Origin of the sequence: Dietzia sp. KRD202, assembly GCF_017168155.1 — a bacterium.
Taxonomy (GTDB): domain Bacteria; phylum Actinomycetota; class Actinomycetes; order Mycobacteriales; family Mycobacteriaceae; genus Dietzia; species Dietzia kunjamensis.
This window is the reverse complement of record NZ_JABFAN010000013.1, coordinates 18,003-30,563: the sequence shown is the minus strand read 5'-3', so window position 1 is coordinate 30,563 and position 12,561 is coordinate 18,003. Positions and strand designations below refer to the sequence as shown.

At 72.5% G+C, this 12,561-nt stretch carries 11 protein-coding genes and 2 pseudogenes; 5 read left to right on the top strand and 8 right to left on the bottom strand.

Going from position 1 to position 12,561, the window contains the following annotated elements:
- Positions 1 to 90 precede the first annotated feature (90 nt).
- Together J1M64_RS09490 and J1M64_RS09485 are read right to left on the bottom strand one after the other, a co-directional pair.
- A pseudogene (locus J1M64_RS09490) lies at positions 91 to 1,245 on the bottom strand (ISL3 family transposase); the annotation flags it as partial.
- Between the two features lie 378 nt (positions 1,246 to 1,623).
- A complete protein-coding gene (locus tag J1M64_RS09485; RefSeq protein ID WP_096906522.1) occupies positions 1,624 to 1,935 on the bottom strand; it encodes a putative quinol monooxygenase in 312 nt (103 codons plus the stop codon).
- A 107-nt stretch (positions 1,936 to 2,042) separates the two neighbouring features.
- Between J1M64_RS09485 and J1M64_RS09480 the strand changes: the two genes are divergently transcribed.
- Positions 2,043 to 2,984 (top strand): GlxA family transcriptional regulator, encoded by a 942-nt coding sequence (locus J1M64_RS09480; protein ID WP_154830090.1) that lies wholly within the window; start codon positions 2,043 to 2,045, stop codon positions 2,982 to 2,984.
- Between the two features lie 393 nt (positions 2,985 to 3,377).
- On the opposite strand, the pseudogene J1M64_RS09475 reads toward J1M64_RS09480, so the two are convergent.
- The 5 genes and pseudogenes from J1M64_RS09475 to J1M64_RS09455 all read right to left on the bottom strand — a co-directional run.
- Positions 3,378 to 4,013: pseudogene (locus tag J1M64_RS09475) on the bottom strand (flavin-containing monooxygenase); the annotation flags it as partial.
- Complete coding sequence (locus J1M64_RS09470; RefSeq protein WP_206474014.1) at positions 4,010 to 4,939, bottom strand: patatin-like phospholipase family protein; 930 nt, start codon at positions 4,937 to 4,939, stop codon at positions 4,010 to 4,012. The pseudogene J1M64_RS09475 and the gene J1M64_RS09470, both read right to left, overlap by 4 nt.
- 57 nt (positions 4,940 to 4,996) lie before the next feature.
- On the bottom strand, positions 4,997 to 5,434 hold the full coding sequence (locus tag J1M64_RS09465; protein ID WP_120285517.1) for a nitroreductase family deazaflavin-dependent oxidoreductase: 438 nt from the start codon (positions 5,432 to 5,434) through the stop codon (positions 4,997 to 4,999).
- Positions 5,435 to 5,508: 74 nt separating this feature from the next.
- Positions 5,509 to 6,738, bottom strand: a complete 1,230-nt coding sequence (locus tag J1M64_RS09460; RefSeq protein ID WP_206474013.1) for an alpha/beta hydrolase — start codon at positions 6,736 to 6,738, stop codon at positions 5,509 to 5,511.
- Positions 6,739 to 6,760: 22 nt separating this feature from the next.
- Positions 6,761 to 7,195, bottom strand: coding sequence for a pyrimidine dimer DNA glycosylase/endonuclease V (locus J1M64_RS09455; RefSeq protein WP_206474012.1), 435 nt, complete (start codon positions 7,193 to 7,195; stop codon positions 6,761 to 6,763).
- Between the two features lie 97 nt (positions 7,196 to 7,292).
- On the opposite strand from J1M64_RS09455, the gene J1M64_RS09450 reads away from it, so the two are divergent.
- The gene (locus tag J1M64_RS09450) at positions 7,293 to 7,970 is read left to right on the top strand and encodes a DNA alkylation repair protein (RefSeq protein WP_206474011.1); all 678 of its coding nucleotides are present in this window, start codon (positions 7,293 to 7,295) and stop codon (positions 7,968 to 7,970) included.
- A 27-nt stretch (positions 7,971 to 7,997) separates the two neighbouring features.
- Here J1M64_RS09450 and J1M64_RS09445 read toward each other — a convergent pair whose 3' ends face one another.
- A complete protein-coding gene (locus tag J1M64_RS09445) occupies positions 7,998 to 9,170 on the bottom strand; it encodes a glycosyltransferase (protein ID WP_307872413.1) in 1,173 nt (390 codons plus the stop codon).
- Positions 9,171 to 9,231: 61 nt separating this feature from the next.
- On the opposite strand from J1M64_RS09445, the gene J1M64_RS09440 reads away from it, so the two are divergent.
- From J1M64_RS09440 to J1M64_RS09430, 3 genes are read left to right on the top strand one after another with little or no spacing between them, the layout of a single operon-like run.
- Positions 9,232 to 10,116 carry a WcbI family polysaccharide biosynthesis putative acetyltransferase gene (locus tag J1M64_RS09440; protein ID WP_206474010.1) on the top strand — a complete coding sequence of 295 codons (885 nt, stop codon included), beginning with the start codon at positions 9,232 to 9,234 and terminating at the stop codon, positions 10,114 to 10,116.
- Positions 10,113 to 11,135 carry a hypothetical protein gene (locus tag J1M64_RS09435; protein WP_307872412.1) on the top strand — a complete coding sequence of 341 codons (1,023 nt, stop codon included), beginning with the start codon at positions 10,113 to 10,115 and terminating at the stop codon, positions 11,133 to 11,135. Before J1M64_RS09440 ends, J1M64_RS09435 begins: the two co-directional genes overlap by 4 nt.
- Positions 11,132 to 12,514 carry a glycosyltransferase gene (locus J1M64_RS09430; protein ID WP_241261374.1) on the top strand — a complete coding sequence of 461 codons (1,383 nt, stop codon included), beginning with the start codon at positions 11,132 to 11,134 and terminating at the stop codon, positions 12,512 to 12,514. The genes J1M64_RS09435 and J1M64_RS09430 overlap by 4 nt, the downstream gene beginning before the upstream one ends.
- Positions 12,515 to 12,561: the final 47 nt, after the last annotated feature.

Sequence of the window (12,561 nt, the reverse complement as noted above, 5' to 3'; positions counted from 1 at the left end):
GCGGAGGAGTTCGATCCAGTGGGCGATGTACCGGGCGGTGAGCTCGGCGGTGTGCTGCAGTGAGATCGAGCCGGTGGGGGAGTTGGGGGCTCATCCCAATCGGGGGTGTAGGAGTTGGGGTCTGAAGCCGCCGGTCTCGAGCAGGCTTCGGGCGATGTAGTTGGTCAGGTTGCGGAACCCGAGTGCGGAGCCGCGCAGGTGTTCGAGCCGTCCGTTGAGCGCCTCGGTCGGCCCGTTGCTGGTGCCGGGTCGTTCGAAGTAGGCGAGCACGTCAGCGGCTCGCTTCTTCAGGGTCCGGCCCAGGGTGGTGAGCTCGGTGAGCACCTTGGGGACGCCGGCGCTGAGGTCGGTGATCAGCTTCTCCATGAGCTCGCGGCCACGTTGCCGGTCCTCGTGGCGATAGGCGGCGATCATGCGCTGGTAGACACCCCGGGCCGCCTCGACCTCGACGTGAGCGTCATCAACGAACAGCGCGCGTAGCCTGTCGTTCTACTTGTCGGTCAGCAGGTCCGCGCCGGTGTGCAGCGTGCGCCGCGACTTGTAGAGCGGGTTGTCCCTGAACCCACGGTGCCCGTGGATCGCGACTTGGACCCGGCGCCGGCACCTGTCGAGGGCGTCACCGGCCAGGCGCACGACGTGGAAGGGATCCATCACCGTGACCGCGTCCGGGATCTCCTCCGCAGCGGCGGTCTTGAACCCGGTGAAGCCGTCCATCGCGACCACCTCGACCGCGTCACGGAAGGCGTCGTCGCGGTCGGCGAGCCAGGTCTTGAACGCCGCCTTCGACCGGCCCTCGACCATGTCCAGCAGCCTTGCTGGGCCGGCGCCATCGCGGACCGGGGTGAGGTCGATGATCACGGTGACGTACTTGCCGCCACGCCTGGTGTGGCGCCAGACGTGCTCATCGACGCCAATGACCTTCACGCCCTCAAACCGCGTGGGGTTGTTGATCAGCAGCCGCTTGCCTTCAGCCAGGACCGCGTTGTTGGCGGTGTCCCACGCGACCCCGAGTCCCTCGGCGACACGGGCGACGGTGAGGTGTGCGACCACGATCCCTTCCAGCGCCCACCGCAGCCCGGTGCGCGAGAGCTTCGCGCGTGGCTCCGCCGCGGCACTGGTGTCTTGGCGCCACACGTGTCCGCAGTCGGCACAGCGGTAGCGGTGCACTACAACTTCCAGCACGGTCGGTCGTCGTCGGGAGACCTCGACGTCTATCTGCGGACCGACGCGCCCGGCCGACCTACACCGTCATCTGAGAAGACCCCTGAAACGTCTTCGACGACGACGGGACCGGCGAGGAGGAGGGCGCGGTGAGCTAAAGGAATGGAGCTTGCTCGGCTTCGACGCCGCCGCAAGCTCCGGTGAAACGGTCGGTACTGGTCGGTCGTCGCCGGTCACCACCGGATGGCGGCGTCCCCCACGCTCGGCGTTTGCGCAGGTCAGCGGCTCGTTCGCCCACCGACGTCGCTCTTCTCTGCGACGGACCCCTCGCCGGCTGAGCGCTCGCGGCCTGCATCCTGTCCGTGTGCCGATAGGCCTCGCATCGCTCGGCAACGCAGCATGGCGTTGCGTCGCGACCTGGCGACGACTCGGCGGGGCGCGATCGTCTCGTGCGTTGGCGGACTACGGGAGCTTGGACGCGAGGACGTCGGCCGCCAGGATCTCGGGTGCTGCGCCGAGGAGGTGCTGGTTGTCCGTCAGGGCTGCGACGATGGCGCCGTTGGCGTGGGCGTCGCGAGCGGACTCGTCGGGGAATGCATCGAAGATCCAGAAGGTGTCGGCGTGGGTCCTGACCGCGAACCAGACAATCGTTCCTGCTTCTTCGTTGGCGAGTGCGACAGCGCCGGCGAGCAGATCGGCGAGCGCGTCGTGCTGTCCATCGGCCGCGACGATCTTGGCGACGAAGGCATACGGAAGTGATGCGGGTGTGGACATGAGGGACTCTCCTTGAAATCGGGGTTCTTCGTGGGACGAGTTCAGCGTATGACGAGCGAGGGCCGGTGGGAAGTGGCGTATACGGCAGCATTGCTATTGTTTACGCCATGCGTATCGGACTGATCGCGATCGACGGCTGCTTCGGTTCGGCTATCGCGTCGATCATCGACATCGTGCGGGTGGCCGACGGAGCCCGCGGCGATGTCGACCCGCGGATCGACCCGATCACACTCGCCATCCTCGGTCCGAAACGGCGAGTGACCACGACGGCATCGATGACCCTGTCGGTGGACCACCCGCTGTCGGAGTCCGCAGAGTTCGACGTGGTCGTCGTCCCTGCGCTTGGAACCCTTACGGCCGCCGCTACCAACGACGCCCTCCAGAGCCGAGATGCTCGTTCGGTCATCGCCTCGCTCGGGCGCCTCGACGAGGCGACCACCCGGATCGCCGCGGCGTGCACCGGCGTGTTCGCTGTCGCCGAGACCGGACGGATGCATCATCGGCGGGCGACGACCAGCTGGTTCCTGGGGCCGGAGTTCCTGAAGCGCTATCCGACCGTCGCCCTCGATCTCGACACCATGGTCGTGGTCGACGGGAACCTCGTCACCGCCGGCGCCGCGTTCGCCCACATCGACCTCGCGCTCTCACTCGTGCGATCGATCAGCCCCGACCTGGCCCAACATGTCGCCAAGCTCCTCATCATCGACGAGCGCCCGTCGCAGGCGGCCTTCGTCGCCTACGAACATCTCCGGCACGAGGACCCGATCGTGGTCGAGTTCGAACGCTTCGTGCGCGCCCGCCTGGACGAACCGTTGAACGTCGCCTTCGTCGCGCAGTCGCTCGGCACCAGCCGGCGCACCCTCGAACGACGAGTCCGTGCGGCGCTCAACCTCACTCCGCTCGGCTTCGTCCAACGGCTTCGCATCGAACGAGCTCGGCACCTCTCTGCAACCACGGACCTCACCTCCGCCGAGATCGCGCTACGGGTCGGCTACGCGAACGCCGAGACTCTGCGCTCCCTCCTGCGTAGGGAGCGACGCCGTTCCTGACCTATCGCCATGCCTGTAGCCGGTGTGCTAGTGCTCGACTGGAACCACCTCTCAGCACGTCGCGTCGACGCTCCTGCGTCGCCCCTGGGCGACCCACTCGACACGCCCGCAGCACAGGCCATGTGACGTGTCCCGGCTTCCCGGACGGTCGGGGTTGGGTGGCTGTGATGTCGCTGCGTTCTCGTCGAGAGGATCAGCAGACCCGATCAGAGTCGATTGGGATAAGACGCGAAGGCGGTCAGGTCAGGGCGGCCGAAGCCGGCCGGCGGGGTAGCGTCGGACACGTCGAGGTCTTTCGGATGGATGGCGTAGGAACCTCCATCGTCGGGAGATCTCGACGTCTATCTGCGGACCGACGCGCCCGGCCGACCTACACCCTCATCTGGGAAGAGCCGAGTTGGGGCCCAGCACGGTGAACGCATTGGGGAAGCCCGGGACGGCGGTCATCCGATAGGCGCGCGGGCCGTCGGCCCACTCGCGCTCGAGGGTGCGGCCGTCGCGTCCGACGACCTCCATGGGACGCATGTAGTCGTGCGCGCGGAAGCCGGTCGCCAGCACGATCACGTCGGCGGGCCGCTCGGTGCCGTCGGCGGTGCGGATCCCGTCCGGGGTGACCTGCGCGATGGCGTCGGTGACGAGCTCGGCGTCGCTGCGCTGGATGGCGCGGTAGTACGTCCCCGGACTGGCGGAGTTCCGTGGCGGGGTGTCGGTCCGGATGTGCCCGGCCAGGCCGAGGTCGTCGACGACCCGGCGGTGGTAGCGCTGGATCTCGGCGCCGTCGGCCCACACGCGCGACCAGTCGGGCTTCGGCGCGAACCGGAACTGGTAGAGCTGGGACGGCACGTCGCATGTCAGGCCCGGGTAGCGGTTCCAGTACCAGACCCCGCCGACGTCGGAGCCCTTCTCCAGCACGGTCACGTCGGCGAAGCCGCGCTCGCGGAAGACGTGCAGGGCGGTGATGCCGGCGACCCCGGCCCCGACGATCACCACGCGCGGCTCGCGCCCCTCGCGCGATCGACCCGGACTCACACGTCGACCGCGTTGTCCGTCAGCGCATCGCGGACGGTGTCCGGCGCGGTCACCATGGACGACTCGAACGCCGCCTCCCGTCGGGAGGCGTTCATGAAGTAGGCGCCGAGGCCGGCGAGGTCGACGGTGGTGGGCAGGATCGGGACGACGGTGGCGCCGCGCGCGCGGACGGCGGCGACCTCGTCGTGCAGCTGGGTGGACATCGGGCGGCGGATCAGCCCGTACTCGATCCCGCCGCCCCGGCCGGGGACGCGGACGCCGGGCGCCGAGGCCATGGGGGCGAGGACGAACACGAGGTCGGCGTCCTCCGGCCCGATCAGGTCCACGGACGCGGTGGAGCCCATGCCGCCGTCGACGAAGATCCGGTCACCGACGGGCACCGGCGGCATCCACCCGGGGGTCGCCCAGGAGGCGCGCAACGCCTCGCCGACGGTGGCCATCGGCGAGCCCGGGGCGCCGAACAGTACCCGCTCCCCGGCGAGGACGTCGTAGGCGACGATCCGGGCACCGGTGTGGGGGAGCCATGCGCCGACCTCGAAGCCCTCGGCCAGCCGCTGCAACCAGCCGGCGTCGCCGCGACCGGTGGGGGCGATACCGGTGAGGGCGCCCAGCCCGGACCGTGTGCGGAGCAGACCGGGGTTGAGCAGCGGGAGCCGGGGTAACGGCGGCCGCCCGGGCGGGGTCGAGGCGACGTGTTCGCGGAGCCGCATGTCGCAGGCCTGCCCGCGCTGCATATCGACCAGTTCGTCGACCCCGATGCCGCCGGCGAGCATGGTCACCAGCTCGGCGCCCGCCGAGGTCCCCAGGAGGACGTCCGCCTCACGGGGGTCGAATCCCGTCTGCTCGGTGAGCGCGTGGAGGGCGGCGATCATCCAGGCCCCGCCGATCGTGCCCCCGCAGCCGAGGACGAGAGCGGTGCGACTCATCCGGCGCCCTCCTCGTGTCCCGCGGGGCGCGCCGGCCCGGAGTGCCCCGCGCTGATCCTAATCGCGCGGCTCCAATACGAACACAGGGATGATCCGGTCGGTGTTCTGCTGGTAGTCGCGATAATCGGGGTAGACGGCGACGGACCGGTCCCACCACCGGTCGCGCTCGGGGCCGCTGAGCTCGCGGGCCGTGTAGTCGCCGACCCGGTCCCTGTCGCGGACCTCCACGTGCGGGTCGGCCTTCATGTTCCAGTACCAGACCGGGTGTGTGGGAGCGCCGCCCTGCGAGGCGACGGCCGCGTACGACCCCTCGTGTTCGACGCGCATCAGCGGGGTCTTGCGAAGCTTGCCGGACTTCCGGCCGACGGTGGTCACGATGACCACGGGGATGCCGGCGAGGTCGCCGCCCTCCGCGCCGTCGGTCTTCTCGTAGGTCTCGACCTGCATCCGAACCCACTCGCTCGGGCTGGGCTCGTACTCGCCGGACAAGGGCATCGGGGCTCCTCGGTGATGGGGTTCCGTCGGCTCAGGGCGACACTACGCTTGGCAAGGCGCGCTCGCTGCCCACATCAGGCGAGTCGGTCGGTGAATCTCGAGACCGCCTCGACGACCGCCAGGTAGCGCGGCGAGCGCACCGCGTCGAACCCGTGTTGGGCTCCGGGCAGTTCGGCGTAGACCACGGGGTTCGGCGATCCGGCGCGCAGGTGCCGTACGAGTCGGCGTGACCCCTTCACCGGCGTGTAGGTGTCGTGGGTGCCGTGGATGATCGCCACCGGCGGGGCGCCGGATGCCGCGTGCCGCACGGGGTCGGAGACGTCCCGGGTCTCGAGGCCCAGGCGACCGTAGTAGCCGTACAACCCGATCGCGCCGGCGACAGTGGTGTCGGCGTCCTCGAATCCCGGCTGGAATCGCGGATCTCCCCCGGTCAGGGCGGTCATCATCGCGAGGTGCGCCCCGGCCGAACTGCCCGCCACCACGATCGGCGCGTCGGCCCTGATCCCGTGCGCCGGGCCATCGGTGCGGATCCAGCCCAGGAGCCGCTTGACGTCGACCAGGTGCTGCGGGAATCCCGATTCCGGGTTCGGCGAGAGGTGGTAGGTGGTGCTGATCGCCGCCCACCCGCGTGCGGCGTGGTCGAACAGCATCGCTCGCGACTCCCGGCTCGGGCCGCCGGCCCGGAAGTGCCCACCGTGGATGTGGACGAGCACTCCGCGGACGTCGCCGGCGTCGCTGCCGCCATGTCCACCGCTGCCGCCAGTGTCGCCGCCGGCCCCAGGCGAGCCGGCACGGGTGTAGAGATCGAAGCGGTTGGCCTTCGGGTCCGGTCCGTAGACCATGCCCCGGCGGGCCCGCACCCCGCGCGGCCGCAGCGGCCACGGGCGGAACAGCACCCTCGGCCACGGCGTGCGGTGGAGGGCCGACGGGCTCGTCGTCGTCTCCCCGGCGCTCAGCCCCTCGCCCGGCCCGTCGCCCAGCCCGTCGCCCAGTCCCTCTGCCAGCGCGCGGTCGAGGACGGCCTTCGCGGCGAGGTGTCGCGACAGTACGAGACCCAGACCCGCCCAGGTCAGCGTAGCGATGCCGACCCCCACGCGATCGGAGGGACGCGCGGCCCGACCGCCCCGACCGGCCAGCGCAGGCGCGGTCGCGGCCCCGACCAGCGCCCCGACGTGCAGCGGGAGTTCCTGCGCGGGCAGGCTCCACACCCAGCCGGCGGTCGCGGCGGCGAACGGTCGGCGGATCGGCCACAACGCCAGCGCCGTGGAGACCGCGGCGGGGGCGAGGACCACGGGCAAAGGCACTCGGACGAACGGTGTCGGCATGTCAGGCCTCCGGTAGGGGTGCGCGTTCCCAGGCGGCCACCGGACCCGGGACCAGGTCGAACATCGGGTGCGGCCGCGGTGCGACGAGGCGGTCCAGCCACGCGGGGTCACGGTCGGTGACCTTGACCCGCAGGTGCGCCCACTCCAGCGCGAGCTGCCCGTCGGTGAGCGGCAGGCGCTCCGCCCCGGGCGGCAGGACGACGCGCGTGCGGTCGAAGCGGTAGCCGCGCACCTCGGCGGCGTCGGCCAGCCCGTGCAGCCAGGTGGCGATCCCCGCGACCGGGTCGGGGAGCGTGCGGAAGCGCTCGAGCTGCGGATGACTGCGATAGCCCTTGGTCAGCCCGCGGAGTACCTTCTGGGCCAGGAGCCCCTCGCGCCACCCGGCGACCAGCGCGGCGCGGTCGAGCAGGACGGGATCGATGCTCCACAGGCGCACCCGGCGAGTATAGGTGCGGGCGGGGCGCCGACGCGGTGCGGACGGGAAGCACCGTGAGGCGCGCACGGTGCCGCCAGGGACGGACGAGGAGACGACGATGACGACGACGACAACGCCGACCCGCGACGAGGTGATGGCCGAGCTCGCGGAGCTCGAGGACGCGCGGATCCGGGAGGTCAACGAGCGGCACGGCGACGATCACGCGGTCAACCTCACCACGCTCCGCGCGGTGGCCAAGCGGGTGAAGAAGAACCATCCGCTGGCCCTCGAGCTGTGGGCCACGGGCGACTCGGCCGCGCGGCTGCTCGCGCTGCTCATTTGCCGGCCCAAGCAGTTCTCGGCCACCGAACTGGACACGATGCTGCGCGAAGCCCGCACCCGGAAGGTCCACGACTGGCTGGTCGGCTACGTCGTGATGAAGGGCCCGTACGCCGAGGACCTGCGCGTGGCGTGGCTGGGCGACGCCGACCCGGTGGTCGCCTCCGCCGGCTGGGCGCTCACCGCCGACCGGGTGGTCAAGAAGCCGGAGGGGTTGGACCTGCCCGCGCTGCTGGACGTGATCGAGGCCGAGATGGCCGACGCCCACGAACGGTTGCAGTGGGAGATGAACACCTGCCTCGCCCAGATCGGGATCCAGCATCCGGATCTGCGGGCGCGCGCACTGGAGATCGGCGAGCGCCTGGGTGTGCTGCGTGACTACCCGACGCCGCCGAACTGCACGTCGCCGTACGCGCCGGAGTGGATCGGCGAGATGGTCCGCCGCCGGGAGGCCTGACGCGCCGACCGGGCCCGCCCCGCTCGACTACCTCTCGTCCGCAGCGGAGAGTGCTTGTCGGTAGATCCGGGCGTGGGCGGCGGCGACCGCGGCGTCCTCGGACGCTCGAGCGCGCGGCGGGACCGGCGGGCCGTCGAGCGCGGCCACCAGCGCCCGGCGCAGGTCGTCGGCGGTGGGGTGGGCCGGGTCGTAGACGGCCGTGCCCGATCCGGCCGACCCCGATCCGAGCACGCCGGGGTCCCACTGCTCGGCCAGGTACCCGATCCGCGGGATGACCGGCGACAGCCCCAGGTCGCGGCACAGCTCCAGCCAGCCGGAATGGGTGCCGTGGCGGTGGGGCAGGACGAGCGCGTCGAATCCGGCCAGGGCCGCGCACAGTTCGTCGTCGGCGAGGTGGTCGTGGGCACGGACCTCGACGTCCGGGTGGGCGGTGAGCCGGTCGAGCTCGGTCGCGGCCGCGTGGCGGGGATGCTCCGGATCGCGCGCGGCGGCCAGGGCGTCCGCGCGGACCATCACCGTCAGGCGGGCACCCTCCGGCAGCGCGGTGACCAGCGGAGGCAGGAGTTCCTCGCCGGCGACGCCCGCGCGCAGCGAGCCCAGCACCACACCGACCGTGCGCCCGCCGCCGGAGCGATCGAGCCGCGCGAGCCGGTACGGCTCGGTGACCTCCGCGGCCATGAGCCGGGGATGCGGGAGGACCTGCGCGTCGACTCCCCACCGTTCGCGGATCTCCGCGGCGGCGCCGCGGGTCAGCGTGATCACCGCGGCGGCGCCCCGCACGAGGTGGCCGGTGCGCTCGAGATGGGCGGAGGGGTCGGGCTCGTGCGGGTTGGTCAGATCGTGCACGGTGACCACCAGCGGCAGGCCCCGCGACCGCAACGCCGCCACGAACTCCGCGATCTGCCCGGGGGAGCGATGCTCGTAGCCGAAGTGCACATGCACGAGGTCGGCCCCGTCGAGGACCTCGGGACGGTCGGCGGCCTCGAGCGCCGGGTGCGGCCACCACCGGGCGGGCTCGGCCGGATCCAGCACGTGGTCCGCGAGCACCGTCACGCCGGCCGCGGGCGAGATGGCGTGGCGGACGTAGTCGTGCCCGGCCGGCACGGAGCGCACCCGGACCCGCGGCGTGGGCGGCGGCGTTGACGGGCGCGAAGACGCCGACGACAGCGGCGGCGGGACCGGGGAGGAGCCAGTGTTCACCCCGCCACCGTGCCACGCCCGCCGGTTGCCGCCACCTGGGCCCCTGCATACGCTCGGCCCGGTGAGCACCCCCGACCTCCCGACCGTCATGGTGATCGGCAACTGCCAGGCGGACGTCTACCGCGACCTGCTCCGGACCTCCGCGGAGGTCCGGGTGGTGGACGTGCGGCCGGTGTACGAGATGACGGCCGACGACCTGCCCGGCCTGGAGGCGGACCTCGCCCGCACGGACGTGCTGATCGTCCAACCCGTTCGCGACGACTACCGCGACCTCCCGCTCGGACACCGCCAGCTCGCCGCGCGCTTGCCGGCCTCGGCCACGGTCGTGCTGACCCCCGTCCTGCGGTACGCCGGACTGCATCCATACCAGGTGCTGGTCCGCCCACCCCACGACCGCTCCCTGGTCCCGCCGATCGCGCCGTACCACGACCTGCGGGCGATCGTCGCCGCCGCGACCGGTGACCGGAGCGTTCTCGACGCCGCTCCGACCCCGGAGCAGGCGCGGGCCGCGGCCGCCGAGTCGGTGGAGGCGCTGCGCGTGCGCGAGCAGGCCCACGGGACGCTGGTCGCCTCGGACCTCCTCGAGGGTGCCCCGCGCTGGCACACCATCAACCACCCCGACCGGCACACGCTGGCCACGGTGTTCGACCGCATCATCGAGCGCCTGCCCGGAGGCATCCTCACCGACCCGCCCCGTATCGGCGACCGCGAGCCCCTCGGCGGCACGCGCGCGCCGGTGGAGTCGACCGTCGCACGGGCGCTCGGCGTGGAGACGGGTGATGTCGCCGGGGGCGCCCGCTCGGGCGAGTGGCTGGTCGACGGAGTCCCGGTGCCCAGCCGCGAGATCATCGACGCCCACCTCGACTGGTACGCGGCCACGCCCGGAGTGGTGGAGGAAGGCCTGCGTCGGCACGCCGCCCGCATCGAGATGCTGGGGCTGAGGTGAGCGGTGCGGGGGCCGGCGAGCAGCACGCGCCGCTGACGATCGCCCCGCTCACACTCGCCCTGGGGCCGCCCGAACACGGGGTGACCCGGTTCGCGGTGGAGTGCGCCCGCGCGGCCGGGACGGGAGTGCTCGAGGTCGCCGACGTCGCCGGGGTACGCGAGGTACTCGACGGCCGACCCGGTGTGTCGGTCCACCTGCACGTCACCGATTCCCTCTTCGGTGCCACCGCTGACGACGCCGCGATGACCGTGGAGGATCTGGCGCGCCGCCGCCGCATCGGGGTCACCCTGCACGACGTCCCCCAGCCTGCGGAGGGCGCCGAGCGGTGTCGGCGGCGCACGCGGGCCTACCAGCGCATCGCGGGCGCGGCGGGGCTCGTCGTGGTGAGCTCCGAGCACGAGCGCCACCTCTGCGCGGCGGCCGACATCGCCGTCGACGCCGTCATCCCGCTGCCCGTCCCCGACCTGGCGCCGCCCGCCGACCTGACCCCCGACGCCCGGTCGGTGGGCGTGTTCGGATTCCTGCACCCGGGCAAGGCCGTCGATGTGGTGGCCGACGCCGTCGCCGCGCTCGCCGACGCCGGTGACGAGGCCGTGTCACTACGGCTGTTGGGGACGTCCGCCGAGGGGCACGACGACTATGTCCACGCCGCGCTGGAGACCGTCCGGGCCGCTGGTGGCGGCGCGGAGGTGACGGGTCGGGTCGACGACGACGACCTCTCCCGCGTCCTCGGCGAGGTCACCGTGCCCGTCGCCCTGTTCCGGAACGTGTCGGCGTCGGGGTCACTCAACACGTGGGCCGCGGCCGGGCGACGCCCCCTGGTCTACGACTCGGACTACACCCGCGAGATGGAGCGCCGCCATCCCGGGTCCCTGCTGATCACCGACGGGGCGGATCTCGTCGGCGACCTGCGACGACTCCTCGACGACCCGTCCCCCACCCGTCGCGAGGCGGCGCCGTCGGGGATGGCCGACCTCGGCCGGGCGTACCGCCGAGCGTGGGAGGGATGGCTCGCATGACAGGCACCCCGAACAGTGACGTCCCGAGCAGTGACGTCCCCAAGAGTGTCGACGTGGTGATCCCGTTCTACGAGGACCAGCCGATGCTCGACCGGATCCTCACGTCGCTGCGCCACCAGAGCGACCCCCGACGAACCGTTCGCGTCATCGTCTCCGACGACGGCTCTCGCACCGCGCCGGTGGTCCCGCCCGAGGTCACCGTCGTGCGCCAGGATGATCGCGGCTTCCGCGCCTCGGCAGCGCGCCACCTCGGCGCCTGCGCGGGCGACGGCGACCTCCTGCTGTTCCTCGACGGCGACACCGTCCCGGGGCCCGACTTCGTGGCGACGATGTGCGCCGCGCTGGACGGCCACCCGGACCTGCTCGCAGTGGGCCGCCGGCGGTACGGCCGGTTCGCCGTCACCCGGACCGGGGACGAGCCGACCGTCGAACCGGCCGAGATCCTCCCCGACCCCGCCTGGCCTGCGGCGTTCTACGCGAACACGGCGGACCTCACCCGCGGCGAGGATCTGTGGCGGGGGGTGTTGTCCGCGGCGTGCGGCCTGCACCGCCGCCTCTACGACCTCGCCGGCGGGTTCGACCCGGACATCGTCGGCTACGGCGGCGAGGACTGGGACCTGGCGTGGCGCTGTGAACAGGCCGGCGGCCGCCTGCGTTACCTCCCCGACGCGGTGGCCTGGCACGACGGCCCCGACTGGGCCGGCCGCGCCGACGCCGACCACACCGACGGCGGTCACGCGGACGATCACCGCGACGAGTCCGACCGACTCGCGCGCAAACTCGCCCAGAAGAACGCCGAGTCCGCCCTCCTGGCCGGCCTCATCGCCTCGCCGCTCACCCGGCCGGCCGCCGGGATCTTCGCCCTGCCGTCGGTCGCGGTCCACGTCCACGCCGGCAGCCCCGAGTTCGCCGGGACCGGCTCCACCGCCGCGACCTGCCTCTCCCTGCTCGCCTGGGGCGACGTGGCCGTGACCGTCGACCCCGCCACACCCGACGCCGCCGTGGTCGCCCGACTCTTCGCCGATGACCCCCGGGTGACCCTCGGGACGCGCGGTCGGTGGTGGCGGCCCGGGACGCCGGGCGCGGGCCCTCGTCGTCGTCCCCCCGTCCTCGTCGACATCCTCCGTCCCTGTGCGCCGGGGGCGCTCGACCCGCGGCGCCTGCGCGCGCTGTGCCCACCCGTGGGGAGCGTGACCCTGGACGACGACGAGGGCTACAGCCTCGCGGAGGTCCGCAGCTCGCGGGCGCTCGCACGCGAACTCCACTGGGGCGAGCAGCCACCCGAGCCGACCGCGGTTACGGCGTCGCACGCCGGCGTCCGGGGCATCGACGACGACGGCGCGGGGGTGCGGCTCGAGAGGGTGCTCGGCGGCTGGTGAGTGCCGGGGGTGGCCAGCGGTGGCGGAGGGCCCCCCGGGGGGCCACT